The organism is Devosia sp. WQ 349K1, assembly GCF_016595685.1.
Taxonomy (GTDB): domain Bacteria; phylum Pseudomonadota; class Alphaproteobacteria; order Rhizobiales; family Devosiaceae; genus Devosia.
In genome coordinates this window covers 412,639-438,463 of record NZ_JAENGO010000003.1, presented here as the reverse complement: position 1 = coordinate 438,463, position 25,825 = coordinate 412,639, and the positions used below count along the sequence as shown (strand labels likewise).

At 57.7% G+C, this 25,825-nt stretch carries 22 protein-coding genes and 1 tRNA gene; 9 read left to right on the top strand and 14 right to left on the bottom strand.

Going from position 1 to position 25,825, the window contains the following annotated elements:
- Positions 1 to 62 precede the first annotated feature (62 nt).
- Positions 63 to 677: an HD family hydrolase gene (locus tag JHL21_RS08180; protein WP_200212914.1), complete on the bottom strand. Its 615-nt coding sequence runs from the start codon at positions 675 to 677 to the stop codon at positions 63 to 65.
- Between the two features lie 332 nt (positions 678 to 1,009).
- Positions 1,010 to 1,837: a folate-binding protein YgfZ gene (locus tag JHL21_RS08175; protein ID WP_200212913.1), complete on the bottom strand. Its 828-nt coding sequence runs from the start codon at positions 1,835 to 1,837 to the stop codon at positions 1,010 to 1,012.
- Between the two features lie 73 nt (positions 1,838 to 1,910).
- Here JHL21_RS08175 and JHL21_RS08170 point away from each other — a divergent pair, with 73 nt between their 5' ends.
- Complete coding sequence (locus JHL21_RS08170) at positions 1,911 to 3,239, top strand: dihydroorotase (RefSeq protein ID WP_200212912.1); 1,329 nt, start codon at positions 1,911 to 1,913, stop codon at positions 3,237 to 3,239.
- A gap of 205 nt (positions 3,240 to 3,444) precedes the next feature.
- On the opposite strand, the gene JHL21_RS08165 is transcribed toward JHL21_RS08170, so the two are convergent.
- The 5 genes from JHL21_RS08165 to JHL21_RS08145 all read right to left on the bottom strand — a co-directional run bounded on the left by JHL21_RS08165 (position 3,445) and on the right by JHL21_RS08145 (position 6,739).
- Positions 3,445 to 3,996, bottom strand: a complete 552-nt coding sequence (locus tag JHL21_RS08165; RefSeq protein ID WP_200212911.1) for a hypothetical protein — start codon at positions 3,994 to 3,996, stop codon at positions 3,445 to 3,447.
- Between the two features lie 391 nt (positions 3,997 to 4,387).
- Entirely contained in the window at positions 4,388 to 5,026 is a 639-nt protein-coding gene (locus JHL21_RS08160; protein WP_200212910.1) for a dihydrofolate reductase family protein, read from the bottom strand.
- Positions 5,027 to 5,558: 532 nt separating this feature from the next.
- Positions 5,559 to 5,837, bottom strand: coding sequence for a hypothetical protein (locus JHL21_RS08155; protein WP_169196917.1), 279 nt, complete (start codon positions 5,835 to 5,837; stop codon positions 5,559 to 5,561).
- 84 nt (positions 5,838 to 5,921) lie between these two features.
- A complete protein-coding gene (locus JHL21_RS08150) occupies positions 5,922 to 6,269 on the bottom strand; it encodes a TIGR02301 family protein (RefSeq protein WP_200212908.1) in 348 nt (115 codons plus the stop codon).
- A 68-nt stretch (positions 6,270 to 6,337) separates the two neighbouring features.
- Positions 6,338 to 6,739: an NUDIX hydrolase gene (locus JHL21_RS08145; protein WP_169196919.1), complete on the bottom strand. Its 402-nt coding sequence runs from the start codon at positions 6,737 to 6,739 to the stop codon at positions 6,338 to 6,340.
- A 67-nt stretch (positions 6,740 to 6,806) separates the two neighbouring features.
- Between JHL21_RS08145 and JHL21_RS08140 the strand changes: the two genes are divergently transcribed.
- Positions 6,807 to 7,562 (top strand): SOS response-associated peptidase, encoded by a 756-nt coding sequence (locus tag JHL21_RS08140; RefSeq protein ID WP_200212907.1) that lies wholly within the window; start codon positions 6,807 to 6,809, stop codon positions 7,560 to 7,562.
- Here the strand turns inward: JHL21_RS08140 and JHL21_RS08135 are convergent, their stop codons facing one another.
- The 3 genes from JHL21_RS08135 to JHL21_RS08125 all read right to left on the bottom strand — a co-directional run bounded on the left by JHL21_RS08135 (position 7,563) and on the right by JHL21_RS08125 (position 10,208).
- Entirely contained in the window at positions 7,563 to 8,123 is a 561-nt protein-coding gene (locus JHL21_RS08135; protein ID WP_200212906.1) for a hemerythrin domain-containing protein, read from the bottom strand.
- Positions 8,124 to 8,203: 80 nt separating this feature from the next.
- The gene (locus tag JHL21_RS08130; protein WP_367948175.1) at positions 8,204 to 8,710 is read right to left on the bottom strand and encodes a DapH/DapD/GlmU-related protein; all 507 of its coding nucleotides are present in this window, start codon (positions 8,708 to 8,710) and stop codon (positions 8,204 to 8,206) included.
- A gap of 82 nt (positions 8,711 to 8,792) precedes the next feature.
- The gene (locus tag JHL21_RS08125) at positions 8,793 to 10,208 is read right to left on the bottom strand and encodes an FAD-binding oxidoreductase (protein ID WP_254081969.1); all 1,416 of its coding nucleotides are present in this window, start codon (positions 10,206 to 10,208) and stop codon (positions 8,793 to 8,795) included.
- A gap of 117 nt (positions 10,209 to 10,325) precedes the next feature.
- Between JHL21_RS08125 and JHL21_RS08120 the strand changes: the two genes are divergently transcribed.
- Together JHL21_RS08120 and aroC are read left to right on the top strand one after the other, a co-directional pair.
- On the top strand, positions 10,326 to 10,967 hold the full coding sequence (locus JHL21_RS08120; protein ID WP_199531339.1) for a histidine phosphatase family protein: 642 nt from the start codon (positions 10,326 to 10,328) through the stop codon (positions 10,965 to 10,967).
- Between the two features lie 108 nt (positions 10,968 to 11,075).
- Positions 11,076 to 12,191 (top strand): chorismate synthase, encoded by a 1,116-nt coding sequence (gene aroC, locus JHL21_RS08115; protein WP_169196923.1) that lies wholly within the window; start codon positions 11,076 to 11,078, stop codon positions 12,189 to 12,191.
- Here the strand turns inward: aroC and JHL21_RS08110 are convergent.
- A complete protein-coding gene (locus tag JHL21_RS08110) occupies positions 12,188 to 13,093 on the bottom strand; it encodes an MBL fold metallo-hydrolase (RefSeq protein WP_200212904.1) in 906 nt (301 codons plus the stop codon). The two genes, aroC and JHL21_RS08110, sit on opposite strands and share 4 nt — an antisense overlap.
- A 100-nt stretch (positions 13,094 to 13,193) precedes the next feature.
- Between JHL21_RS08110 and JHL21_RS08105 the strand changes: the two genes are divergently transcribed.
- Positions 13,194 to 13,826, top strand: coding sequence for a biotin transporter BioY (locus JHL21_RS08105; RefSeq protein ID WP_200212902.1), 633 nt, complete (start codon positions 13,194 to 13,196; stop codon positions 13,824 to 13,826).
- Here JHL21_RS08105 and JHL21_RS08100 read toward each other — a convergent pair.
- Positions 13,823 to 14,326, bottom strand: coding sequence for a hypothetical protein (locus tag JHL21_RS08100; RefSeq protein WP_200212901.1), 504 nt, complete (start codon positions 14,324 to 14,326; stop codon positions 13,823 to 13,825). The genes JHL21_RS08105 and JHL21_RS08100 overlap by 4 nt on opposite strands.
- Before the next feature lie 533 nt (positions 14,327 to 14,859).
- On the opposite strand from JHL21_RS08100, the gene JHL21_RS08095 reads away from it, so the two are divergent.
- Positions 14,860 to 14,934: transfer RNA gene (locus tag JHL21_RS08095), tRNA-Gln, on the top strand.
- Between the two features lie 107 nt (positions 14,935 to 15,041).
- Positions 15,042 to 17,261 carry a hypothetical protein gene (locus tag JHL21_RS08090; protein ID WP_200212900.1) on the top strand — a complete coding sequence of 740 codons (2,220 nt, stop codon included), beginning with the start codon at positions 15,042 to 15,044 and terminating at the stop codon, positions 17,259 to 17,261.
- 803 nt (positions 17,262 to 18,064) lie between these two features.
- Here JHL21_RS08090 and JHL21_RS08085 read toward each other — a convergent pair.
- Together JHL21_RS08085 and JHL21_RS08080 are read right to left on the bottom strand one after the other, a co-directional pair.
- Positions 18,065 to 19,528, bottom strand: coding sequence for a DUF6035 family protein (locus JHL21_RS08085; RefSeq protein ID WP_200212899.1), 1,464 nt, complete (start codon positions 19,526 to 19,528; stop codon positions 18,065 to 18,067).
- A 44-nt stretch (positions 19,529 to 19,572) separates the two neighbouring features.
- Positions 19,573 to 20,883, bottom strand: a complete 1,311-nt coding sequence (locus JHL21_RS08080; RefSeq protein ID WP_200212898.1) for an AAA family ATPase — start codon at positions 20,881 to 20,883, stop codon at positions 19,573 to 19,575.
- 787 nt (positions 20,884 to 21,670) lie between these two features.
- Between JHL21_RS08080 and mobV the strand changes: the two genes are divergently transcribed.
- Both mobV and JHL21_RS08070 read left to right on the top strand, forming a co-directional pair.
- A complete protein-coding gene (gene mobV, locus JHL21_RS08075; protein ID WP_200212897.1) occupies positions 21,671 to 23,395 on the top strand; it encodes a MobV family relaxase in 1,725 nt (574 codons plus the stop codon).
- A 1,038-nt stretch (positions 23,396 to 24,433) separates the two neighbouring features.
- Positions 24,434 to 25,777 carry a UDP-glucose/GDP-mannose dehydrogenase family protein gene (locus JHL21_RS08070; RefSeq protein ID WP_200212895.1) on the top strand — a complete coding sequence of 448 codons (1,344 nt, stop codon included), beginning with the start codon at positions 24,434 to 24,436 and terminating at the stop codon, positions 25,775 to 25,777.
- Positions 25,778 to 25,825 lie beyond the last annotated feature (48 nt).

Sequence of the window (25,825 nt, the reverse complement as noted above, 5' to 3'; positions counted from 1 at the left end):
CATATAGGCGCGGTCGAGCGAACACTCTCTTAAAACTTAGTTAATTTTTAGAGGTCGGAAAACTAGCCGGAAATCTGGGCGCTAATAGTTTCAAACGCTTGCATGAGCTGCTTGTGCGCCTGCTGTGTCGGCCAAGGCCGGATGAGCCGTTCGAAATCATCGACTTCGAATGCTGCAAGTGTGGGTGAGCCAAAAAGTTTTTCGGCCTCGGCGGAATCAAAACCTGCGAGATAGGTCGCCTCAAAATAGGCCGCTTCCACGTCCGCCTTTTTGACCTGCTTCTTAAGCGTGGCATTCATGGTCGCCGGCAAAGAGAAGCGTAGAAAGATCGCTGACATCAGCCGATCTTCGACCGCCTTATAGTTGCCGCCCATCGCCGCTTTGAACGGCGAGATAATATCGCCCATTACATATTCGGGTGCATCATGCAGCAGGCATTGCAACTGCTGTTGCGGTGTTGCCTCTGGGTTGGCTGTCCGGAACAGCTCCAGGACCAACACCGAATGCTGGGCGACCGAAAACGGGTAATCACCGACAGTCTGTCCATTCCAGCGCGCCACTCGCGCGAGGCCATGGGCAATGTCGGAGAGTTCTACATCAAGCGGCGAAGGGTCCAACAGATCGAGCCTGCGCCCCGACAACATCCGCTGCCAAGCGCGAACTTCCGTGCGTGCCATCTCTCGCCCCCGCCCTGTGATCCGTACCGTTTCCTAGCAGAACCACTCGATTCGATCACAATCTCTCTTCCTCGCCTCTACGGGAGGAGGTCGACGTTCAGTGTCGGATTAGGGGGCTTCAAGTTAAGGCCGTACAAAAAGCTATATTCCCACCGTCATTGCCCGGCTTGACCGGGCAATCCAGAGCGATGCCAGCTCCTACTGGATACTCCGGTCAAGCCGGAGGATGACGGTTAGGCTTTTCCTGCGCAACAAGCCCGGCGCACCAGCCCAATCCCTCCCTCGCTTGCGGGGGAGGCTAGGTGGGGGGCTTTCCGAGGCCCAAAAGCCCCTCACTCTTCCGCCGCTACATCCCCAAAGCCATAGCTCGCCCAGCCCGGTAGGCTCACCGTGACCGGCGCACCATTGACCGTCACCGCGCCGACATCACTGACCCGATCAAGCCGAACAATCGCCACAGCACGCCCATCGACCACCTGCCCAAGTGTTCCTGCGTCACGCCCCGACGCCACCACAGCATCGCCCGCAACCCCAGTCACACCAGACACAATCACCGGACGACGCCGCGCCGTGCCGCGATGCTTCATGCGCGAGACAACTTCCTGTCCCACGTAGCACCCTTTGACGAAGTCGATCCCGTCGAGCATATCCATGCCGAGATCGTGAGCAAAAGCGTCATTGGCGGCAAAGTCATTGCCCTGCAGCAATACGCCATTGGCAATACGCGCCGCGTGGTACGGCGTGTCGTTCTGATCCCACTCCGCAGCGGCCTCAGCTGTGTCGATCACCCGGAACCCAATCTGGATCGGTCCAAACCGGTCGCCGTGGCACACGGCGCCCTCCACAGCATCTGCTGAAAACCCCACGCTGTGTGAGGCGCGCAAATCCGAAATCTCCAAATTCGCCCGCAGCTTATACATGCGCATGCGTTTGAAAAAATCGTCACCGACGCTCTCATGCACATCGAGCCAGATGCCATCTTCGGCCCAGCCTGCCAGTCCCTCCGCCAAAATCTTGCCCTGGGGCGAGAGTAGGGCGAACCAAGCCGCCGACCCCGCCTCGCTCGGAATATGCCCCGTCAGCACATCATTGAGGAGGCGATGCGCGTCCGGGCCTGAAAAACGAAAAACGGCACGATCTGCGCGGTGATGAATTGTCATGATCCCTTGCCTCCGGGAGCGGGGGTCGCATATGTCAGCTAACGGCTGACCACATAAATATGGGACTTGAGACATGGCGCAGTACGACACGATTTTCAAGAACGCGACTGTGGTCAATCACGATGGTGAGGGACAGGCAGACATCGCCGTCAAAAACGGTCGCATTGTCGCCATCGGCACCATCTCGGGCGACGCGGCAGAAACCGTCGACTGCAAGGGCCTCCATATTCTCCCCGGCGTCATCGACACGCAGGTTCACTTCCGTGAGCCAGGCCTCACCCATAAGGAAGATCTCGAAACCGGCTCGCGCGCCGCCGTCATGGGTGGGGTCACCGGCGTGTTCGAAATGCCGAACACCAATCCGCTGACCATTTCCAAGGAAACCTTTGACGCCAAGATCGCGGCGGGCACCAATCGCATGCACTGCGATTTCGCTTTCTACATTGGTGGCACCCACGAGAACGTCGGCGAACTCGCCACGCTCGAAAAGCTCCCCGGCTGCGCCGGCATCAAGGTCTTTATGGGTTCCTCCACTGGCTCCCTGCTCGTGCAGGACGATGATGGCGTTGAAGCCATTTTGCGCGCCATCTCCCGCCGCGCCGCCTTCCACTCGGAAGACGAGTATATGCTCGAAGAGCGCAAGCATTTGCGCGTTGAGGGCGATCCGTCCTCCCACCCCGTCTGGCGCTCGCCAGAAGTGGCGATGAGCTGCACCACGCGCCTCGTCAACATTGCCCGCAAGGTGGGCAAGCGCATCCACGTGCTGCACATCTCGACCAAGGAAGAAATGGTCTACCTCGCCAACCACAAGGATGTGGCCAGCGTCGAAGCAACCCCACACCACCTCACCTTGGACGAAACCGCCTACACTAAGCTCGGCACCTATGTGCAGATGAACCCGCCGATCCGCGACGCGGAACACCGCGCGGGCATTTGGGCTGGCGTTGAAAACGGCGTTGTCGACGTTTTGGGCTCCGATCACGCCCCGCACACGCGTGAAGAAAAAGACCATGCTTACCCGGCCAGCCACTCGGGCATGACCGGCGTTCAGACCCTGGTCCCAACCATGCTCGACCACGTCAACAACGGTAAGCTGAGCCTCCAGCGCTTTGTCGATCTCACCTCCCACGGCCCAAACCGCCTGTTCGGCATTGCTAACAAGGGCCGCATTGCGGTGGGTTATGATGCTGACTTCACCATCGTCGACATGAAGCGCCGCGAGACCATCACTAACGAATGGATCGCCTCCCGCGTTGGCTGGACACCCTATGATGGCGTCTCCGTCACCGGCTGGCCGGTCGGCACCATCGTTCGCGGTCACAAGGTCATGTGGCAGGGTGAACTCACCACCCCCTCCATCGGCCAACCCATGCGCTTCCTCGAAGCTCTTCCGCAGGGCTAACCAAGCACTCTCTTCTCTCTCGCCTTTCTTACCTCTCCCATAGGGAGAGGCCGGGTGAGGGGGCCTTGATCCGAACCCCGGCGCTCTTCTCCTCCCCCGCTCGCGGGGGAGGCTGGGTGGGGGTTTTTTCTCCCTCCCCCTTGAGGGGAGGGCCGGGGTGGGGGCTTCTCTTACCGCTCTCCGACAGAGAAAATCAGCAGGCCAATCAGCCGCCCCCAACCATAAATTCCACGAGGTTGCCGTCCTCGTCGATCACCACGCGCCATCCCGTCCAGCCCCCAAAATCGACAGCGCTCTCGTATTCCTGCGGCGACAGCACGCGGTAAGCGTCAACTGTCACGCGCGGCGTTGCCTGAGAAAAGTCGACATGCTGGAGATAGGGCCAGACATAGAGATTGGTCGTCGCGCTGGTCGGGATAATGGCAAAGGGCAGGTCGAGCAGATCGCGCATCATGCCCAGAATTTGCCGTCCGCCGTCGTCCTTGGAATTCTCGCGAAGGGCCACCTCCACATCCTTGGACAGAGAGGGAAACTGAGCAGGCGTTTTCTGCGCCGCCACGACACCCGCAATCTGCTTGACGTCGCCGCTGACGGCGGCGCGGATCAGTGCATCCCGCTTATGCTGCACGGCATCAGGGAGCCAGGACGTATCCTCACTCACATGCATCTCGGGAATAAACGCGACATAAGTACTTTGCGCTGGCGAGGGCGTTACCATCGCTATCGAACTCGCTAGGGCAACAACGAGTATACGCATGATTTTCTCGTCTGTTGGAGGTTAGATGAGATGATCATTGCATACTGATTTAAACAAACAGTCCGTGCAGTGTGTACAAGTTTCGATATTAATTTGTCAGAAGTATTTTGGCATACTGAGTCAGTATTCTGTCGTAACTGAATTTATCAGTTGCTGCCTCGTTGATCGGCATTACTTTCGCTGTTGCGGAGAATGAGCTACTTCTCCTCCCCCGCTCGTGGGGGAGGCCGGGTGGGGGCTTCTGCCTTCTTCTTGCGGGTGCGGTGGGGAACGTCTCTTCTCCCTCCACCTTTGCGCACTGACCCCTTCTTCTCCCTCCCCCTTGAGGGGAGGGCCGGGGTGGGGGTGCTCTCCTACAGTCTCCCGGCTGCAGCAGCCTCGCCTCGGCCCCCTATCCCCCAAGCCCCACATTCGTTTCGCCTCGCACATAAGTCCCCACACCAGCGTCACCGCTCTGCACGAACCGCGCCAGCAGCAGGCCCGATGGCGTTTGCTTCTGCTCCACCAGCTCAAATCCGCGCGGCGCGCTGGTGTCGCCAAAGAGCTTACGCCCTTGGCCAACGATCACCGGCGCAATAGTCAGTCGCATCTCATCAACGAGGTTCGCCGCCACCAGCGAGCGCCCAAGGCGTCCACTGCCGTGGATCTGTAGTTCGCCCTCGCCACTTTGCTTCAGCTCCGCCACAGCCGCCTCAACATTGCCCGCCAAAACGGTCGCTGGCCCCCAGCTCGTCTGGATCCCCGGAGACGACGCCACATACTTCGGCAGCGTGTTGAGCCGCTTGGCGTTGACATCATTGGGGTCGGTTATCGTTGGCCACACAGCGCCGAACTCCTGATAGGTCCGTCGCCCGAAGAGAAACCCTGTGGCCGATGCGGCCCAGGTCTCAATCACCCGCTCAAATGCGGCATCGACAAAGGGAACGAGCCAGCCGCCGCGCTCGAACCCGTCGGTGCGATCTTCGTCCGGCGAGCCCGGTCCCTGATAGACACCATCGAGCGAAAGAAAGTTCAAAAGCACAATGCGCATGCTCGGCTCCCATAGTGACAACAAGAGCAACGCTAATGCGCAGTTTTCCTGAGGAATAGAGAGGATTGTCTCTGGCTCGGGAAGCTGCCCTCTAAACTGCCATCACACCGCGAAATATTGTTGACCCCAAGCCCCCTCAAGCCGCCACGCACGCCCTTTACCTCGCCCCTAGGGGGAGAGGTCGACGCGCAGCGTCGGGTGAGGGGGCCTTTCCTCCCCTTTACAGTGTGGAGCCAGGGTGGACCTCTCTTCTCCTCCCTCGATCACGGGGGAGGTCGGGTGGGGGTTACCTACCTCCACCATGGGGTATCGCAGCATCAGGCACGGAGCCATCCGCTCTTTCCCCCCACGTCCCAAAACACGCTATACTCCGCCCAATCCCCCAAACAGCAAAACGCCGCGCCGGTTCTCACCCGCGCGACGGTCCTACACGTCTGAAATCACTGAATCTTCGCGCCCAAAAGCGCCCCGACATGCCTATGCCGCGCCCCTCAGGACGCCCATAAGTGCCAGTCAAAAGCCACAAATAGGCCTATTGCAGCACGCGCTCGAGATTGTATTCGCCATTGCGCAAGCGGTTCGGCAATTGCTCGACCAAAACCGCAGCAGCATCGTCGCCATGCAGTTTCACAAATGTCGCGAGAGCGGCAAAAAGCGAGGCATGTGCCAGAGCGATGGTTTCAACACCATCTTCTTCAGCGCTGTTCCAAGCCTCGGCCAGATACTCCAAAGCGATCTGACTTTCCGCTTGGTTGCGGTCGAAAGTGTTGGTGTCGGCCGATGGGGCGAAAATTGACTTCGGAGTGCTCATGCTCGCGCTATAACACGAGTTTTCGCCCATGGCGCGTAAGATGTGACCCAAGGGTTAACACGATATAAGGAATTGTAAATTTCTTCACTCAGCGTAACGGGTATGGATGTCCCGTGCAATTCGTTCAGCCTCAACGGTTAAGCGCGAATGCGCTTCGCGCGACGAGGCCGTGCACTGCTTGTGGGTGCGCGAATATGCCGTAACCCCGTTATTAAATGCACCTGTTAAGCGCTGCCGCCGATCATCATCGGGCTCATCCAGCTCGATCAGCTCCGACATTTGCAGTCGCCAGTCTTCACTGCCAATTTTGCAAAGCGGGGCAAGGTAATAGAGCGAACCCATGACCTCGGACAGCCGCTCCATTTGCCGCTGATAGGGTGGATCAATGGCCAGAACCGGTGTGGCGAAGCCGAACACTGCCAAGGCGGCCAAGGCGACGTTCCATCGGCTTTTCGGAACAAAAACAGGTCTGGTTCGGGGCAAACTGCGCATGCCCTACCTTACCAAACCTGGCCCAAATTTCTAAAACATTCTTGGATGATTCCATTGAGCCCAGCCGTTGTGCGCAGCGCCAGCATCATTCCGGGATCGGCCCATTTGTAGTCCGTCACCTCGTCCGAGGGCGTGATGGTTCCGGAGAAGTCGACCGTGGTGAAAATTGCCAGGCGATAGGCTTCATTCTGCCCCAAGTGCTGCGTCATGACATGGCGCGGAAATCGAATGGTCACGCCAAGTTCTTCTTGCAGCTCGCGAATTGCACATTGCTCAATAGTTTCATTGGGGTCGAGGCGACCCCCGGGAAAAGTCCACAGGTGCTGATAGGGCGCGTGGGCGCGCTTGATCAGCAGGACTTTGCCGCCGCGCACGAGGGCTACGCTGGCTGCGTTTGGACGATCGTTCATGTGAGAAAAGACCAGATTTGCGATTTCTTGCGAGAGACACTAACTCAAGCAGGTAAAGGAGACCCTCATGTGCGGACGATACGCCTCTACCCTGCCGCCTGAAATGATGGCTGAACTGTTCAGACTACTGAACAGTATCGAGACTGTACCGCGCTACAACATCGCACCAACACAGCCCATTGTTTCTATTTGGGAAACTGGTGGTCGTCGTGAGGGACATTTTGCCCGTTGGGGTCTGGTACCCGGCTGGGTCAAAGACCCGCGTGAGTTTTCTTTGTTGGTCAATGCGCGGGCTGAAGGCATTGCCGATAAGCCCGCTTTTCGCGATCCGCTCAAGCATGGCCGCTGTATCGTTCCGGCCTCGGGCTATTACGAGTGGCACACCGGCCCCGATAAGAAAAAGCAGCCCTATTACATCACGCGCAAGGATGGCCAACCGCTTGCTCTTGCGGGGCTTTTTGCCACTTGGTCAGGTCCCAATGGCGAAGAGATTGATAGTGTCGCGACCATCACCGTCCCGGCAAATCCGCAGCTCGCCGAGATCCACCATCGCATGCCTGCGATCCTTTTGGATGAAGCGCAGCAGGACCTCTGGCTAAACACGCGCGAAGTGCGGGCGGGTGAAGCCACACAAATGTTATCCCCGCTCGCAGATGGTCTGCTAAAATTCCACCCGGTGTCGACCCGCGTAAATTCTGCGCGCGATGATGATCCGGGGCTAATCGAGCCGATCACGCAGAGCGAGCCTGAGCCGCCAGCGCCGCGCTCCCGCAAAAAAGCTGCGGGCGGCGGCGGTGGTTCGGGGCAGATGGACTTGTTCTAGTTACAAGATCCCATAATAGCCCAGTGCATCGATGATGCTGTCCTCTTCATATTTGAAGTGGCTCAGCAGCAGTTTTTCAAAGGCGCGGAACACTTCAACCGCGTCATCGAAATGAGCGCGTGTTGGCTCATCCGAGAGGCTCATGATCTTGGTGATCATCAGCTCCAGCAGATGGTGCACGGTCACATGCTCGGCTTCCAAGCGCTCCACCACAGCCTTCAAAGCTGGGCTGCGGGTCGCCAGCGCCGGAAAAAGCGCTTGATCTTCAATGGTGTGGTGCTTGTGAATGAGGTGGCAATACTGCCCACAAACATTCCCAAAGCGCTTGTAGTTTGCCGTGATGGGCAAGCTATCGACTGCATCACGCACTTCAGAAGCCGCGACCTCGCCCGCGGAAGCACGCTCGATCAATTGCCCCAGCGTGCTCAGGTGCTGGCGCAAATAATCATGAATATCGCGCAAGTGGTTCCCCGCTTCCCGCTGGTCAGGCGTCACGCCTTCAATTACGGGAACAGGAGGACGCGTTGCGTCGTCGAGGAATTGGATATCTTTGAGTAACATTGCTCAGATGTGCAGTCCGCTAAGACCATATTCAAGAACAAACATTTCCCATACCAAGGCACATCAAAGTCACTGGCGCCTCACAAGCGACGGATGAGCTTGGCGGGAACGCCGCCGACCAGCGTATCTTCTGTCACGGACTCTGTCACCACCGACCCGGCGGCCACCACAGCCCCGGCACCAATGCTAACCCCCGGTAAAATCGTCACATTTGCGCCGATCCACGCGCCATCGCCAACGCTTATGGGGAGCGGCGTAACCACGCCGCAGCGCTTTTCGGCCGGGCCTATAGCGTGCTGTGCTGTGATAAAACTCGTGCCATGCCCAACCGTCACCCGTTCGCCAATGCTCACCGGTCCGGTCAGATCAAAATAACATCGTCGCGTCACATAGCTATCGGCGCCGATGGACAGTTTCGTCCCCAAAATGGCGACCTGTGTTTCAAGCCGAACATTGCGCCCGAGCTTGACCCCGACAGCACGCCACAGCCACCGGCGAAACGGATAACCCATGGCTCCATCGGGGAAAAAATTGGCAATGCAGTTCAGCGCCCAAATACCGGCACGCCGCAAATGTCGCCCAACCACGCCTGCCAATCGAGCCCCCTCAACCGCCTCATCAATTGCTCCAGCAATATCTGGCGCAGCGCAAGTGGATTGTGGGCGAGGTCTATCCCAGCATCTTGCCCGGGTTCAAAATTCCATTGGGGTCCAAGGCGGTCTTGATCGCCCGCATCATCTCCAGCGCCACCGGGTCTTTCACCTGCTTGAGCAGATCAACCTTGAGCTGACCGATCCCATGCTCTGCTGAAACAGAGCCCCCGTGGCGCAACACCACCTCATAGATGATCCCATGCATGGCCTCATCATATTGGGCCATAAAGGCTTTTGGGTCTGCGCCGACAGGCATTGAGAAGTTGAAGTGAATATTGCCATCGCCAAGATGGCCAAACGGCACAGGGCGAATGCCGGGCGCAAATTTCTCAGCGGCAGCAATGCCTTCACGGATCAGCGCTGGCACCGCAGCAATCGGCACCGAAACGTCATGCTTGATTGAAGCGCCCTCCTTGGATTGGCACTCGCTCATCTGCTCGCGGAAATCCCACATGCGATTGCGATCTGCCAGCGAGGTGGCGAGCGCCGCGTCAGAAATCATCTCGCGCTCAAACGCGGCCTCCAGCGCCGACTGCAGCGCCCCCGGTTCCGTTCCGGCCATGCGGGTGACTTCCACCAGCGCATACCAAGGCGAATGGCTCGCTGTTCGGTCTGCATCCAACATGGCGTGACGCATTTGGATCTCGAGCCCGATATGGGGGATCAGCTCAAAGGCATTGAGGCGACTGCCCAGCCGCTCGCGCATCAGTTGGAACAGCACCAATGCCGCTTCCGGATCGGCGACATTGACCAGCGCTGTTTCGTGATCTTCCGGCTTTGGGAAAATTTTGAGGCTCGCGGCCGTGATAATGCCCAGCGTCCCTTCCGCACCAACCAGCAAATCTTTTAAGTCATAGCCGGTGTTGTCTTTTTTGAGCGCATTAAGGCCTTGATAGAGCCGCCCATCCGCCAGCACCGCTTCAACGCCCATCGTCAATTCGCGCGCATTGCCATAAGCCAGCACATTGACGCCGCCCGCATTGGACGAGAGCACGCCACCGATCCGAGCCGAGCCTTGCGAGGCCAGCCACAGCGGAAACATGGAGTTCACAGCATCGGCGGCCTTATGGGCGTTTTCGAGAATGACACCGCTTTCAGCCACCATCACGCCCGCTGCCGTATCCACCGACCGGATAGCATTGAGCTTGGCGGTGGAGAGGATAACCTCGTGCCCATAGAGCGGCACCTGCGCGCCCACGAGGCCGGTGTTTCCCCCCTGCGGGATAATGGCCACGCGGTTCTCATTGGCCCAGCGTAAAATCGCCTGGACAGCCGCCACGTCCGGCGGAATGACCACAGCTGCCGCGCTCTGGTGGAAACGCTTCCGCGGTTCCTTGAGATAGGCCCCCATGTCGTTCGTGTCAGTGATAACGGCATCACCCGAAACAAGGGCAGACAATTGGGTGGAAATTTCACGAGCGCTGAGGGTCAATTGGGCCTCTTTTGTGGACCGTTCTGGGGTTCGGTGAACTTGCCCCTTACAGCAAGCATGTGCCACAACCTTGCATACGACTCCAGATAAGGACACGCATCTAAAGCGTGATTTGCCATGACCGCCCCGAATTGGCCGGATTTCTACTTCGCCCGCCATGGTGAAACTTCGTGGAACCGCGAGCGCCGCTATCAGGGTAGCCGCGATATTCCACTCAACGAAACCGGCAAGTTGCAGGCCAATGCCAATGGCATTCTGCTGCGCGACATGTTGGAGCGCGATGGGGTCGATCCGACCCAGGTTCAGTGGTTCGCCTCCCCCCTAGGCCGTGCCTCCGAAACCATGGATCGCATGCGCACCGCTTTTGATGTCGCGCTGCCGCCAGTCATCCATGATAAGCGTTTGATTGAAATATCCTTTGGCGCTTTCGAAGGCCTGCTGCATGACGACGTCGCGCAGAAGTTTGCCGCCTATGCGCCGGGAGAACGCGACGCCAGCTATTGGGAGTTCCGCCCCGAAAACGGCGAAAACTACGACGATGTTGCAGCCCGCCTGCTCGACTTCGCCAATGACGTCACCCCGCATGCTATCGTCGTCGCCCATGGTGGCGTGCTGCGGGTTCTGCGCCATCTCATCGCCGGAGCCGACCGCAAGGAAGTGCTCAATTGGCCCCCTCCGCAGGGCGTCATCGCCCACTTCGCTGGTGGTAAAATGGAGCTGTTCTCGGCTGAGGACACTTGGTCCGCCGTCGACGTCTAAGCCTATTTGACTGTTCAAACGCGCGGCGGGTTGAACGCCCGACGCGCGCTTTGCCCTTGCCCTTGAGCTTGTGCCTGCCTAGAACAGCCCTGACCACGGGGACTACGCATGTCGTTCAACACTTTCGGCCATCTTTTCCGTTTCACCACTTGGGGCGAAAGCCACGGACCCGCTTTGGGCGTGGTGGTCGATGGTTGTCCGCCCGGCATCACCCTGACACCGGAAATCATCCAGCGCGATCTGGACCGCCGTAAGCCCGGCCAATCAAAGTTCACCACCCAGCGCCGCGAGGCCGATGAGGTGAAAATCCTTTCGGGCGTTTTCGAAGACGAACGCACCGACGGTCCGCGCACTACTGGCACCTCGATCTCCCTGATGATCGAAAACACCGATCAGCGCTCGAAAGATTATGGCGACATCCGCGACAAGTATCGCCCGGGCCACGCTGACTATACCTACGACCAGAAATACGGCATTCGCGATTACCGCGGTGGTGGCCGCACGTCCGCGCGCGAAACCGCAGCGCGTGTTGCCGCTGGCGCTGTTGCCCGTCAGGTCCTGCAGGGCATTACCATCCGTGCCAGCCTCGTTCAGATCGGCCCGCACAAGATTGACTACAACAATTTCGATTGGGCACAGGTCGACCAGAACCCCTTCTTCTGCGCCGACGCCAAGGCTGCCACCTTCTGGGCCGAGTATCTGGATGGTCTGCGCAAGGACGGCAATTCCGTCGGCGCCGTCATTGAAGTCGTCGCTGAAGGCGTTCCGGCCGGCTGGGGGGCCCCAATCTACGGCAAGCTCTCGGCAGACCTCGCCTCGGCCATGATGAGTATTAATGCCGTAAAGGCCGTCGAAATCGGCGATGGATTTGATGCTGCGTCCCTCACCGGCGTTGAAAACGCCGATCAAATGCGCGCGGGAGAGGGCAAGCCTTACTTCCTCTCCAACCACGCTGGCGGCATTTTGGGCGGCATTTCCAACGGCGATCCAATCGTTTGCCGCTTTGCGGTCAAGCCGACCTCCTCGATCCTGACCCCGCGCCAGACGGTCAACACGCAGAACGAAAACACCGACATCATCACCAAGGGCCGGCACGACCCTTGCGTTGGCATTCGCGCCGTTCCAGTGGGCGAAGCTATGATGGCGCTGGTTCTCGCTGACCACATGCTCCGCCACCGTGGCCAAACCGGCCGCGAAGGCGCAGTCGGATTTGACCGCAATTAAGCAGGCGACAGCCTCGTTCCCAAGAGAGTGTGGCGCGCTTTAATCGCGCCGCGCTCCGCCAAATACTCGACATGGGCCGCAATGGTCATGCGTGCCGCCATCCGCACTTTCGGCGACTGCGTGGGATAGATTTGGGCCACCACTTGCCCGATTGTCCGAGCTCCACCCTCAACGGCCGCAACCACTTGGCTATTGCGCATTTCACGATGCGCTTTGAGCGCGCGGGCATAGTCCGGCCCGTTTTCAATCTCGCCCCCATGCGCGGGCAGATAGCGGCGATAGGGCAGGGCGATCAGCTTATCGAGCGAGCTGAAATAGTCCGCCATCGACCCATCGGGCGTCGACACTAGGGTTGAATTCCAACCCATGACATGATCGCCCGTGAGAACGGTATCTGTGCCCACAATGCCAAGGGCCAAATGATTGGCGCAGTGGCCCGGCGTGGTGTGCACCACGATCTCGACGTCTCCTGCCATGACGAGGGCACCGTCTTGCAGAACGCGATCTGGGACGAGAGTGAAATCACCTGACCGTGCAATGCGATTAACTTCAAATCGCCGGAGCGGTCGCGAAAGGCGATGGGGGCCATTCGACCACAGCGGGGCGCCCAAACGCTGACGCCAATAGGGCGCGGCAGCGCTGTGATCGCGGTGGGTGTGCGTCAGAATAATTGCGTCCACTGTCCGTCCTGCGATAGCGCGCTCAAGTGCATGATAATGCGCCTGATCTTCAGGTCCTGGATCGACTAAGGCCAGTCTTTCATGGCCGATCAGAAAACTATTAGTGCCCGTAAATGTGTAGGCGGAAGCGTTGGGTGCAGTAGTTCTGGTAACGCTTGGGTGTACAACTATCGAATGACCGGTATCGGCGCTAAATTGGGTGTTAAAAGCTAAGGCTTGCATCGGATCACACTAGGCCGTTTATATCGATTTCTCTGTTTTTGCAGATATTCTGTGCACGCGAATGCCACCGTGAAGTGGAAGTTACGGCATGACAGCTCTAATGCCTACCGTGAAAAATGGCGTGGTTTTCAATACCTTGCTCGGGGCTGTGCTGCCGCCTGGCCAAGGCGCGCGATGGGCCCTTTCGCTAGCCACGATTTTGGTCGGCGCTGTTCTGATCGCGCTGTCAGCCAGAATAAGTGTTTTCGCGTGGCCCGTTCCGGTCACGTTGCAGAGTTTCGCCGTCGCTCTCCTTGCTGCTGTAGGTGGCGCCAGAATTGGCGTTGCGACCGTTGCGGTCTATCTGCTCGCCGGCGCATTGGGCGTGCCTGTTTTCGCCGGAGGAGGATCGCTCAACTATATGAACGGGCCCACCAGCGGCTTTCTCATCGGCTTTCTGGCGCAAGCTGCCATCGTTGGTTATGTCGCTGACCGTGGTGCCACCCAGCGTCCATTTCTGCTCTTCACCGGCATGATGCTGGGCAATTTGCTGATGTTTGGCTTTGGTTTTGCATGGCTCGTCATTATGTCTGGCGCGCAATGGGTTGATCAAACCAATGTATTTGCATCCGCTTTCAGCAAAGCCGTGCAGCCATTCATCATTTGGGATGTTCTCAAGATGGCGCTGGCGGCCCTCTGCGTGAGCGGCGCTTGGGCGCTGTTGATCGCACCCAGTGGCGAAGGTAGCGCTTAAACGATATCGAGGCTTCGTGACTTGCGCAGCACCGAAGCCGAACGCAAGACCTCGCCTAGTTGCTTAAAGTGTATCGCACTCAATAGGCTCAGCAAGGCTACCGCACTCATCAGGGTCAGGCCAATCTCTCCGCCAGCACTGCTTGCCAGCGGCACAAGAGCCGCGAGTAGGGCGATCAAAGTGGCAGCGACTAGACGCCTACGCACGAAATTCGTGAGCCGACCAGTGCTGAGCTGACCTTCGGTTTCAATGGCGTAGACGACCCAACCGTCGATCAATTTCTTGACGACATAGATGGCATTGGGATCGACCACGGAGCGCCGAAAGAGCGGGTCGATGGCGCTGTCCACTCTCACATTACGTAGCACCGCATCATCGTCGAGGGTGACACTTTCGTAGACCACAAAGCCTTCGTGCTGCACGGGTTCGTTATGCGCCTGAATGCCGGAATATATGAACTCGACGCCTGTGCGCTCATCAATATTCGGAAAATAGTACATGACAATGCCTCATCCCAATGCCGTCACCCTAGCTGTCGAAGGTTGATCAAAGTATTTTTTGGGTGATCGCATTTGAGCGCCGCAGCAAAGAGAAAATTCACCTTCAGCATGGGCTTCCATGGGGGCGTTCCCTGCAGTCAATTCTGGGCTCACCCCAGATCAGGTTTTGCGGCTTGCATTCGTTCACGCTGCTCGCAGGTACCCTAGCGTGGCAGTAAGATACGCGGATCGCCAAAAGCTATTGCTTTGCGCGATTTGGACCTGCGCACCGAACCGCCTGATTTTTCGAGGCTTTTAGCGCAGTTAAGCCGATGAAACGGCTCCAGTCAGTCCGCTCATGCTGCCAAACAAAGGTCCCACTCGCCTTCGCAATAGCGAGTAGGAAGGGCTTCTGCCGCCGACGAAACCCTCCGGCCCGGACTTTGCGCGCTAGAGACTTAGTATCTGGGCGCGATCAAGTCGTTGAGAACTTTTCATCACCGATTTCATCATGTTGCGAAGCACAAATAACTCGTGTAGACACCACCTCACGTTGGGGTGTCGCCAAGTGGTAAGGCACCGGTTTTTGGTACCGGCATTCCTAGGTTCGAATCCTAGCACCCCAGCCAGTAATTCACTAAGTCACTGATTTTATTACATAAAGACCCTTCGTTCGGGACGTCAGTGATCAAACCTGTATTACAGGGTGTGCCACATGCAAAAAGGAGCATGTCGCTTGCCTGCCATTTCCCACTGCCATCGTCGCAACGCCGCTTACTATTGGCGCCGTTGGACACCCAACCCCCACCGCTCGCTTCTGCAAATAGCTCTCGGCGTTAAAGATATTGGAACTGCACGCCGTTTATCGTTCACGCTGACAACCAGAAGCGAGGACGTGTTCCCGCTCTATACGGCGGGGAAAATGAACAAAGCCGAGCTGACAGCGTATTTGCGTCGATGTCTCGATGAGGCCCGAGATTTTCCGCCCCTCGCGACAAAGGACAATTTGGCTCATGCCCTGGCACTGCGGACGATCGCCATTCGCGGGCTCGACGCTTTCCTGACTGACAACGATCGCATCGCCCTTGACCGGGGCTGGGGTCAGCCTGACCTCGGCAATCGCGTTGAGAGCGCTATCAAGGATGTCAGACGCCAGGAACCTTCACCTCAGCAATTTGTGGAAGACAGCATCACAGCGTCGCTTTCAGTTGGGAGAAACCCGAGTGGACATGACGCTGAGCAGGCTGCACGGGCGCGTTGGCTTGCAGAGGCTGCAAGGGCGTTTGAAGCAGCCAACGACTTCAGCGTTGCCAACCTTAATGTCGACCAGTATGTCGCCGGCATTGCGGAAGGCAAAGGTCTTTACGCGCCGATGGGCAAAGACAAAAGTCTGCGCTCCTGGCTTTACCAGACAATCTCGTATCTTGAGCGCCTCAATCCTCACGAGGAACGCAGCGAGTTCGAAATCGAGCTGGGCGATTTGTTGGATGACACGGAGGGCAATGGACCGACGCTTCTTGCCGACCTAATCCGCCACTCAGGTCCTCGTCATGGCGGCATGGAGTACGACCACGAATACCGTGAGCGGATGATCGAAGAGGTTCGCCGAGTACGGCATGGGTTCCCGCTCGTTGTCGAACAAATGAGAAATTCTTTCGGTCCGGTTGACGCCCTAGGTGCGACGCACAATGGGCGATCATTGCATGGATTGCCGCTTGTAGAGCCGACTCGGCCCAATGCGGCCGGATTGTCTCCCCAATGGTCTCAGGATCCGGAAGAGGCTCCCAAAACCATTGATGAAGTTGCTGAAATTGTCCTCAATCGCAAGAACGGCAAAAACAACTGGGACGTTAAAACCGCGAAGCAGGCGCGCTACACTTTTTGGCTGTTTTCAAAGCTCATGAAAGAAGAAAAGAACAAGACCTTTGTAAACCAGATCCGTCAGCCTGATGTTGAGCACTTTAATGAACTTCTCAGATCGATGTATATTCACTTTGGCAAAAGTCCAAAGGACAAGCTGAGGAGTATTGCCGAGATACGCACGCTATCTGCATCCAAAAGTGCGTCATCGGTTGGACTGGATGTCGTCACACGCGAAAGACACCTCAATTTTTTAGGAATCCTGTTTAACCTCGCCAAGGAGACTGAACAGGTCGACACGCGGATCAACCCGTCCGTCTTCGTTGGAGTTAAGCTTGTCCGTGCTCGCGACGAGCGGCCGGTTCCGATCAGGAGCTCAATGAGCGAGCTCTTCCATGCACCGGTATTTACCGGCTGCCAAAGTTTCGAGTATCTCGACGAACCCGGTCTCAACATCTTCCATCGCGCAGCCTATTGGGCTCCGATAATTGCATATTATCAAGGCATGCGTCGGGAGGAATATTGCGGGTTGGAAGTGAAGGACGTCATCGTAGATCACGGCGAACACCCATATTTTCATCTGTGCTTTAACAAGATCCGCCGCCTCAAGAACAAGCAGTCAGTCCGTAATTTGTGTATGCATCCTGAGCTTATTCGATTGGGCTTTTTGGACTATGTCGCCACCTTGCGAAATATCGGCGGTTGGCGTTTGTTCCCCGACCTTTATAGCCCCAGCTCGTCGTCGCCGTTAGGCGACCGGCTTTACGACGAGCTCAAGCCTCTCAGAAAAAGAATGGGGCTGACGCTGCATCAGTTTCGGCATTTCTTCAACGATGAGCTCAAGGCCAAGCAGGTTTTTCCAGAATATCGCAAGGACATGATGGGCCATGGTGGCGACTCAGAAACAACAGAACGCTACTGTAAGCCGGTCATGATCGAACAGCAGTTGGTGGAGCTGTTGAAGATTGAGGTCAGGACCTCCCATCTTGAGCCACAGCCCATTCGATTGCTGCCTTGGGTGAAGGCAAAGCGCCCGGCGCCCTGGGCGCGACCAGGTCGGTCAAAGAACGCTATGACCGCCACCAAGTCCGAATAGGTCTTTATTTCCGCTCACCCACATGCTCCGGCTCGCTGGGTGCATGTGGGTACTTCCATGGATAGAGGGCTACGCTTCCCGCGCCATGGGGCCAACTGGCGCGTCCAGCAACGCTTCGGACGGCTCTGGGTCGAAAAAAACTGGTTAGCCCCTAAAGTGCAGTCGCCTACGTATTCCATTTTGGTGGTGGACATGCAGGCGACGGCCCATCGGCTTGAACAGGGAGAGACCAAAAATGCTAGCTAGCTTGATAGAATGTGTGTTGGGCACGCTCTTGCCCCAGAATATCTAAGCTTCTCCTTGCGTTGCGAAGCTGAGGAGTTCTGAAGGCATTGATAGATGCACGTGCTAGCTATCTAGCTAGCAAGTTACATGTCCTATCGAAGCCGAACGCAGCAGCATTGGATTGTGGGCTCATTGCCCGGATTATGCTGCTCTGAACATAACGATGGACAGGCGCATCGGTATGGTCACTGGGCTGCCAGTGGCGTGGCCAATGTCCCGGTCAATTTGTTACCAATGTTAAATTCGCATTGGGTCTTGAGCAGCAGCCAGGTAATGACGCGATCAAGCTTCAGGCGCTGAGCTCTGGCTCTGGACTTCTTTTTTTGATGCTTGGCTGCCGGAACGGCATCCCTGAAGAGATCGGAGATATCTTCCGTCCCCGATAGGGCCGGCTTTCCGGCCAACCGGGTCGGTTACTCCGAGACCAATTGGTGGAAGGAGTAATCGAACTGATCTGCTTCTGGTTCTCGGATGAGCCAGCAGCGGACCGCTTGCGGTATTGGATCTGGGCAAGAGGCTTAGGGGAGGCGCTGGTGCGGCGCGGTCCCGTTGGGTGCCTTGGCCAGCAGCCAGAAGGCGAGCGATGGATGCAGAGCCGAGATCATGTGGCGATGGTAGGCGTGGAATGGGTGCAGCTTGCCGACTGACGCCTTGAGCCTCGTCATCTTGGTGCGCAGCTCCGGACTGAGCACAGCAGCAAAGGCCGGCACGGCATCGGCAACATGCTCGATGAGCGGGACCCAATGCTTGCCGGAGCGGGCGGTAACAATCGCAGCGGCGCAAGCTGCCACCACCTTGCCGGCCACTGCCTTTTCCTCGCCAGTGGCGTTGGTCAGCCGCTCGACCGCCTGCAACCAGCGCAGTAAACGCGGAAGCTCGTCCTTGATGGACTGCCTCAGATCGCGCGCACCGATCAGCTTGGCCAAAGCGCTCCATTCCGCGGAGACGAGGGTGAGATCAGCCCCCGACGCGACCGTGCTGGCGATCCTCTCCGTTAGCCCGGGCGCCTTGGTCTGCAGCTTTTCCGCCAGTGCCGCGGCATAGGTGCGTTGTCCTTCGGCATGACGCTGCCCCTCCGGCATGAAGATGACGTCTGGTCCAACCATGCGGCTGCGCCAGCGATTGTAGATGGAGAATGAGTGCTGGACGCATGGCTCGAGCGAGAGCTCGCGCAGATGCACGACGCTGGTTTCTTCCGAGCGCTCATAGCTCGCTGCATCAACAGCAAGAATCCGACCACCAGCCGCCAAATACAGATCGCGAAAGCTTTGGTTGTTGAGTAGAGCGAGCTCGTGGGCGCTGGTCACCCAGACCAGGGTGATCCGGGCCGCCTGGTATGCTGCGGTGCGCTCACAGATCGTGTTCAGCGTCATACGAGCAAGCTGCAGCTCAAATGCGATCGGCTTGCCCTTGTAGGTGGTGAAGACATCTGGTCTGCGGTGCCCGTCACCAATCTTGAGGAAGTGCTTGTCGACGATGGGCTCGGAAAAGTCTGGGTCGCACCGAATGCTGTCGGCAAGGAGATTCTTGAGCCGCCAGTGAGGCTCACCTTCTTGCAATCCGGCAAACTGGTTCGCACCGGTGGAGCGCTGTGCTTCAGGCGTGTACCAGGTGCAGCCCTCCGGGGTACGGTGAGAATGCTTGAAGAAGGCTCCACGACCGTCTCCTGTAGAGCTTTCGCGGCTGGACGAAAGATGGAGAGGACTGTTGCACTGACCGCACCGGAACAGGATGTTGCCCTCGGCACGCTCAAGCGCAATGGCCCGCCGCACGGCAGTGAGATCGACGGCGGTCATCCCGTCCAGCAGAGCATCGACCGGCATCATCACCGGCTCGGCGCCGCGCGCATCGATGACCTTCTTGATGGCACGGCGGGTCTTGCGATTACCGACGACAGCGGGAACCGAGCTGCTGCGCGGCGCAACAGCACCGCCGTTTTGGGCGACGGCGGGAAGGTTGGGAGCAGTCTGGGAGGTGACCATAGATAAGAGCCTTTCGATTTTTTGATTTTTGCAAGAAATGGGGTTCAGTGGACAATTGGACGGCGAAGGGTTGCCTCTGCGGCGTCGAGAGCCTTGCCGAGCTTGCGCAGGCTCTTGATCTGGCCCCTGGCACAAGCGCGCGTCAGAGCAGCAGTGAGTTCGGGCTCAAGGTGACGGCGAAGGACCTCGGCCTCGGCCATCGCGGCCAAGTCCTTGGGCGTCAGTGCCGGGATCTGGATGACTTTGCAGCGATCGCGCACAGTCCTCGGCACCCTGTCGAGGTCGTTGGCGAGCAGGATCCAGTTCAAGAACCGCAAGTCGAGATCGATCTGCAGGAAGTGCTCGCGCACCCGGATGGCGGTGGTCGGCTCGAGGAACGGCAGCAGGGACTCTCCCGGGTTCTCCCGTGCACCGCGGCTCATGTCGGCGAGCTTGTCGATCTCGTCGAAAGCCACGATGGGATTGCCGACCCCGTGCTGGACTAGGCCCTGGAAAATGTCGCTGGGCCGGGATGACTTGAACACCGAGTCACCGCCGGTCAACGCCACCGTCGTCATCATGGTCGCGCCATCGAGGAAGATGATCGGCAGCCCAGTGGCTTCAGCCAACAGCCGAACAATGGTTGTCTTGCCCGTGCCCGGAGGCGACACGATCAGCAACGGCCGGAAGTGAAAGTAATTGGCGCCGCGCAACAGCGCCAAATGAGAGCTGTCGCGCAGTGCCTGAAGGAAGGGACGGAACGCCGGTGCACGGACGAAGAGGGCACTCACGACCTCGTCGACGGCGTGCTCGGTTGCCGGCCCGATCAGCTTGACAGGCGTATCCACCTCAAGCTTGAGCCCAGCCCTCTGCGGATGGTCAGTGCCTTCCCCACCGCCACCGCTGATGCTGTCCTTGGTCAACGGGTCGGTGAGCCGCAGATAGGTGACAGGACCGGTCGGCAGGAACACCGTCCTGGGCTTGCCCATCTGGACAGAGCTGATTGCACGATCCTGACGGTCGACATCTTCAAGGGTGAGGCCGTCGGGGTGAAACCACCGCCATGGATTTATGGCGTCATCGTCGCCCTGGTCGGCGAGAGTAGAGGGATGCAGGTCCTCCTGCTCGTAATCCGTGAGTGCGTTGGCAAGATCGAGCGGGTCGAAGTCTTCATCCCCATGCGAACGCGGCTTGAACATAGACGCGGGCTTGGGAGCAATGTCGGCACCGTCACCGGAACCGTCATTCGACTCTTTGTAGACCGCAGGCAGCGTTTTTTGATTTTTTGCAGTTTTCGTCATGTTGACCATCATCAGGACGAGCCGAACCGTGGCGTCCAAAGACGCGGGAGCAGGCTCGAAGGGAACACTGGACACGCAGCAGCGCTTCCTCAGGCGATTGGCCTGAGATCAATCAGCAATGATGCGTGGGGGAATGGAGCGGCTAAGCGCGCGCCGTTACCGGCCAGGCGCTGTGCATCGCACGTGCGCCAAGCCATCCAATCGACCAATGGTCGCAATGATCGGGAAGAGAAGGGTTGCTGCGAATCTCGTCGCAGCCATAAAAGTGATCAGCCATCTGGCTTCTCCTGTGAACGCAGGGATGGTCACCTGGTCAGGCCGTCGGAGTTGTTACCAGCAACTCTGGCGGCCGCCTTTTGGTGGCCTTGAGTCCGGGTGGACTCGGCAACTAGCGTGACACTGAGCGTGAGTTTGTCACGCCTCTTTCCCGAATATAGTTAACAACAACGTATAGGTCGCACGTTAGGTGTCAGCTAAACGCGCCTTGTAACCGTATCGGTGCGGTTGTGATTGGAAATACTTTTTCCAATAATCGGCGTAACGAAGACAATGTTATAACGCGGCATGAGTTCAACAATGTTATAACGTGAAGTTCGCATGATGCGTTTTACACAGGCCAATTTGTTGTTTCCAAGTAGTTGTGTTTTCCTTTTGGTCGAAGGCAAGGATTTGTCTTGTTTGGGGTGAGGTTCGCTCTGGCAAGAACCTGGCGGTGCCAAGTGTACTCACTACACCAATTCCATTGGTTTCGTTCGGACCAGCGCATCCGCGCTGGCCGTCCCTGGATCGACACATCCGTGTTCGGTCCAGGAAAAGTCTCGCGCATCCGCGTCGAGACTCTGCCACTGGGAAAGGTAAGACGATGGCGGACAAGACAATGGCGATCTTCCGTGCGACCAAATTGAAGTCGCGGGAAGAGATCTCCGGGAGCGTTGCGCACCTGATGAGATGGAGGCATGCTGCCAATGCTGATCCGGATCGCACTGCCGATAATCGTATCATCATTGGATCCAGCAACCCGCTGGCCGAGATTGACGCGGCGCTCGAGGGCGTGTGGGCGCGGAGCGATTCCGTGCGGGCCATTGAGGTGATGATCAGTGCATCACTGGAGTGGTGGGAGCGCGCGACCCCTGAGATGATGGAGCAGTGGATCGCTGCAAATGTGAGGTTCCTCGTTGGAGCCTTTGGGGACGGGACCATCGCCCACCTCCAGCTCCACCTCGACGAACGCACGCCCCATCTCACGGGATACGTCGTCCCCGTGGTCAGGGGCCGGTTGAACGCGAAGGCCTTCCTAGGCGGCAAACAGAAGATGCGGGAGCTTCAGGATAAGGCTGCTGCGGCCGTCGCCCACCTCGGCATCTCGCGCGGGGTGAAGGGGTCTCAGGCCTCCCACGTTTCGCTCGCAAAATTTTACGCTGCTCTCGATGACAAGGTTGAAACGCCAGATCCGGAAATCGTGCCCATGCTCGTTAATCTTGCAAAGACGTCCAACCAGAATGCCAATGCCGCAAAGGAAGCAACAGCAAGGTTGCGGGCGATCGACCTGCGTGATGTGCTTCGCGTCGCTGGGCTTGAGCCATCGAAGCGGGACAAAAAGCGCTGGGTCGACGGAGAGGAGCACTTTGCCATCACCATCAACGGCACCAAGTGGTTTGACCACCGTGCGGATAAAGGAAAGGGCGGCGCGATCGATCTCGTTCAGCACCTGCTTTCCTGCGACTTCGCCACAGCACGAGCTTGGCTCGCATCGCGCTTCGATGCCGGTCAGATAGTTGCCGACCAGGTCGCTTTGGTTGAATCCAGAGTCACAGCTGAGATTGCTGCAACGGTGCCAATCGACTTTGTGCCGCCTGCGCCCAGCCCAGAAAACTGGCCAAAGGTTAAACAGTACCTCGTAGAAGCTCGAGCGTTGTCGGTGAAACTCGTCGAGGCCTACCACGAACGCGGCGACATTTATGCAGATGCACGGGCAAATGCAGTCTTTATCGCGCGCGACGACACTGGAAAGCCCGTGGGTGCGGAACTGCGCGGCACGCATTCAGCTCGCGAATATAAGGGGCATGCGCTTGGAAGCAGGAGGGATCGTGGCGTCTTCTCGATCGGCAATCCCGCTGCCGCAGTTGTAGTGGTGGTCGAGAGTGCGATTGATGCGATGTCCTACGCTTTGATCAAGCTCTACCAAGGGTTCAAAGACATCCTCAAAACGACACGCATTGTGTCGACGGGAGGCGTGCGGGACAGAGCCCCAGCCGGCACGGAACGCAAGCATGTCCTTTGTGCCTACGATGATGACAAGGCTGGCAACGCAGCTGGAACCTGGGGCGAACGTCTCCATCCGATCGGCTTCAAGGACTGGAACAATGAACTGCAGGATATTGTCAGCTGCCGACGGGACCCGGCGAAAGCGCGCATAGCTGCGGAAGCAGAGTATGCCGCGATGTTGGCCGCAGAAGCCACCTTCCTTTCTTCCTTCCCAGAGGTAGAACCCGACGACGCAGGCGGCGTCGGGGTATATTACGACACGGAATTAGAGGCTCAACCGAAGCCGGATAATGGGGAGGCAGGCTACGGCTTCGAACCTTAGGCAATTGTAACAGGCGGCTCAGTGGTGATGGACAATTCGTATGAATTATCCATCGCTTCCGGAAAAGCTATCGGACAGCTAAACGACAAAAAGGGCACGCCCTTTGGCTCAAGGGGTGCCAGTAATCAGCGCAACTGAACCTGTGACCCTTGCCGTGTGAAATCCCGCCCCCTGCCGGCAAAGTGGCTATTTTTCTTCGGTTACTAAAGGGAGCCAACGTCAAAGACTGAGGTGGGTACTGCTTTTGTTCACGCAGAGCAGTAACGCGAACCTGGAGCGCTGTCTAAACTGAGGGATTTTAGACGATGAGCGTGCGTGCGATGGCGCGGGGAGTTATGTCCAGCCTGCGCGCAGAGCCAAATAGCCCACCAAGCCAATCAAATCCAACCCATGATCTGCGTTGTAGAGGGAGCCCGGCAAGGCAACTGGATAAGACCCTAAGTTTGATGCTTAGCGGCTTAGGACAAAACAATATTTCATTGGGACAAAACATTATTGCGAGTGCGTAACCCTTCGCCTAAACCGCCATGCGCGTCGTCCAACGTTTCCAATCCCGTTAACGTTGGACGACGCGCATGGAGCCTCTAATGAAAAACCTGCGCACCGCTCTGGTCCTTCTCGCGACCATTGCTGCGCTGATTATATGGAGCGCGATTTTACCCGTGATTGGGTTGCTCAATATCTTCGGTTTTCTGCACGCCTAGCGCGCTCAAATTCCCCGACGACCACCGACAGAGTTGACGATAGGGATCGCCCTTTTGGGCAATCGACGCGTCAAAATCCCGCGAAAAATTATGGGAACTGAATAGTGCTTTTCGTCCTCATGTGGAGCCAAGATGCAGCCTTGGTCCAAGTGTCTCTCTGCATGCCCACCGTGAGAAACGCATGGGTTCCATGCAAATGCGCCTGGACAAAGAATATGCCTTCAAGGATTTTATTGTAATTCGGCCGCTACCATTTGGCGAAATCTCCGCTGGGCTGGGTTCTCCAAGCTTTGCTTTATGTGTAACTAAGCTCAGGTTAGTTGGGGACAGTACTATGCGCATTACGATGATTGGCAGCGGCTATGTTGGCTTGGTCAGCGGCGCCTGTTTTGCGGACTTCGGTCACGATGTGACGTGCGTTGACCTCAACGAGCAAACGATTTCTGCCCTCAAGAACGGCCAGATCCCAATTTTCGAGCCGGGCTTGGAAGCGCTTGTTTCAGAAAATGCTAAAGCCGGTCGCCTTACCTTCACCACCGACTTGGCGCCCGCCGTGGCTAATGCGGAAGTTGTCTTCATCGGTGTCGGCACCCCGTCGCGCCGTGGCGATGGCCATGCTGACCTTTCATATGTTTATGCCGCCGCAGCCGACATTGCTCGGGCCGTAACAGGCTTCACGGTCGTCGTCACGAAATCCACGGTTCCTGTGGGGACAGGTGACGAAGTTGAGCGCATCATCCGAGAGACAAACCCCGCCGCCGATGTCGTGGTGGTTTCGAACCCAGAATTCCTGCGCGAAGGCGCAGCCATTGAAGACTTCAAGAAGCCAGACCGCATTGTGATCGGCCTTGAAGACGAGCGCGCACGCGACGTGATGAGCGATGTTTACCGGCCGCTCTATCTGAATCAGGCGCCGCTGATGTTCACGGGGCGCCGCACTGCCGAACTCATAAAATATGCCGGCAACGCCTTTCTGGCTATGAAGATCACCTTCATCAACGAGATGGCTGACTTGTGCGAACGAACTGGTGCAAACTTCCAGGATGTAGCGCGCGGCATAGGCCTCGATGGCCGTATTGGCAGCAAGTTTTTAAACGCTGGGCCGGGCTATGGCGGCTCATGCTTTCCCACGGACACGTTGGTGCTTGTGAAGACTGGCCAGGATTATGACGCTCCCCTGCGGCTGGTGGAGGCCACAGTCGAAGTCAATGACCGCCGGAAACGCGCCATGGGTCAGAAAGTCATTGCGGCTATGGGTGGCAATGTTCGCGGCAAGACCATTGGTATTCTGGGCCTTACGTTCAAGCCAAACACCGACGACATGCGCGACGCCCCCTCAATTGCCGCCGTCCAGGCACTCCAGGATGCGGGCGCAAAGATAAGCGCCTTCGATCCGGAGGGGATCGAGATGGCAAAGCAGGTGATCAACAACGTCGACGATGCCGATGACGCCTATGGCGTTGCCGATGGCGCCGATGGACTTGTTCTCGTTACGGAATGGAGCGCATTCCGCGGGCTCGACTTGAAGCGTCTTCACGCGGCGATGAACGGCAACACCTTTGTCGACCTTGGAAATGTGTACCGGCAGAAAGAAGCTGAGGCTGCCGGGTTATCATACACCAGCATTGGACGGGCGATTGGAGCGGACCAAACCGTTGGCACGATAGCCGCTGAGTGAATGGCCTCCTCAATCCTGTTAGTGATTGCGTGAATTTTTGGGTGGAGT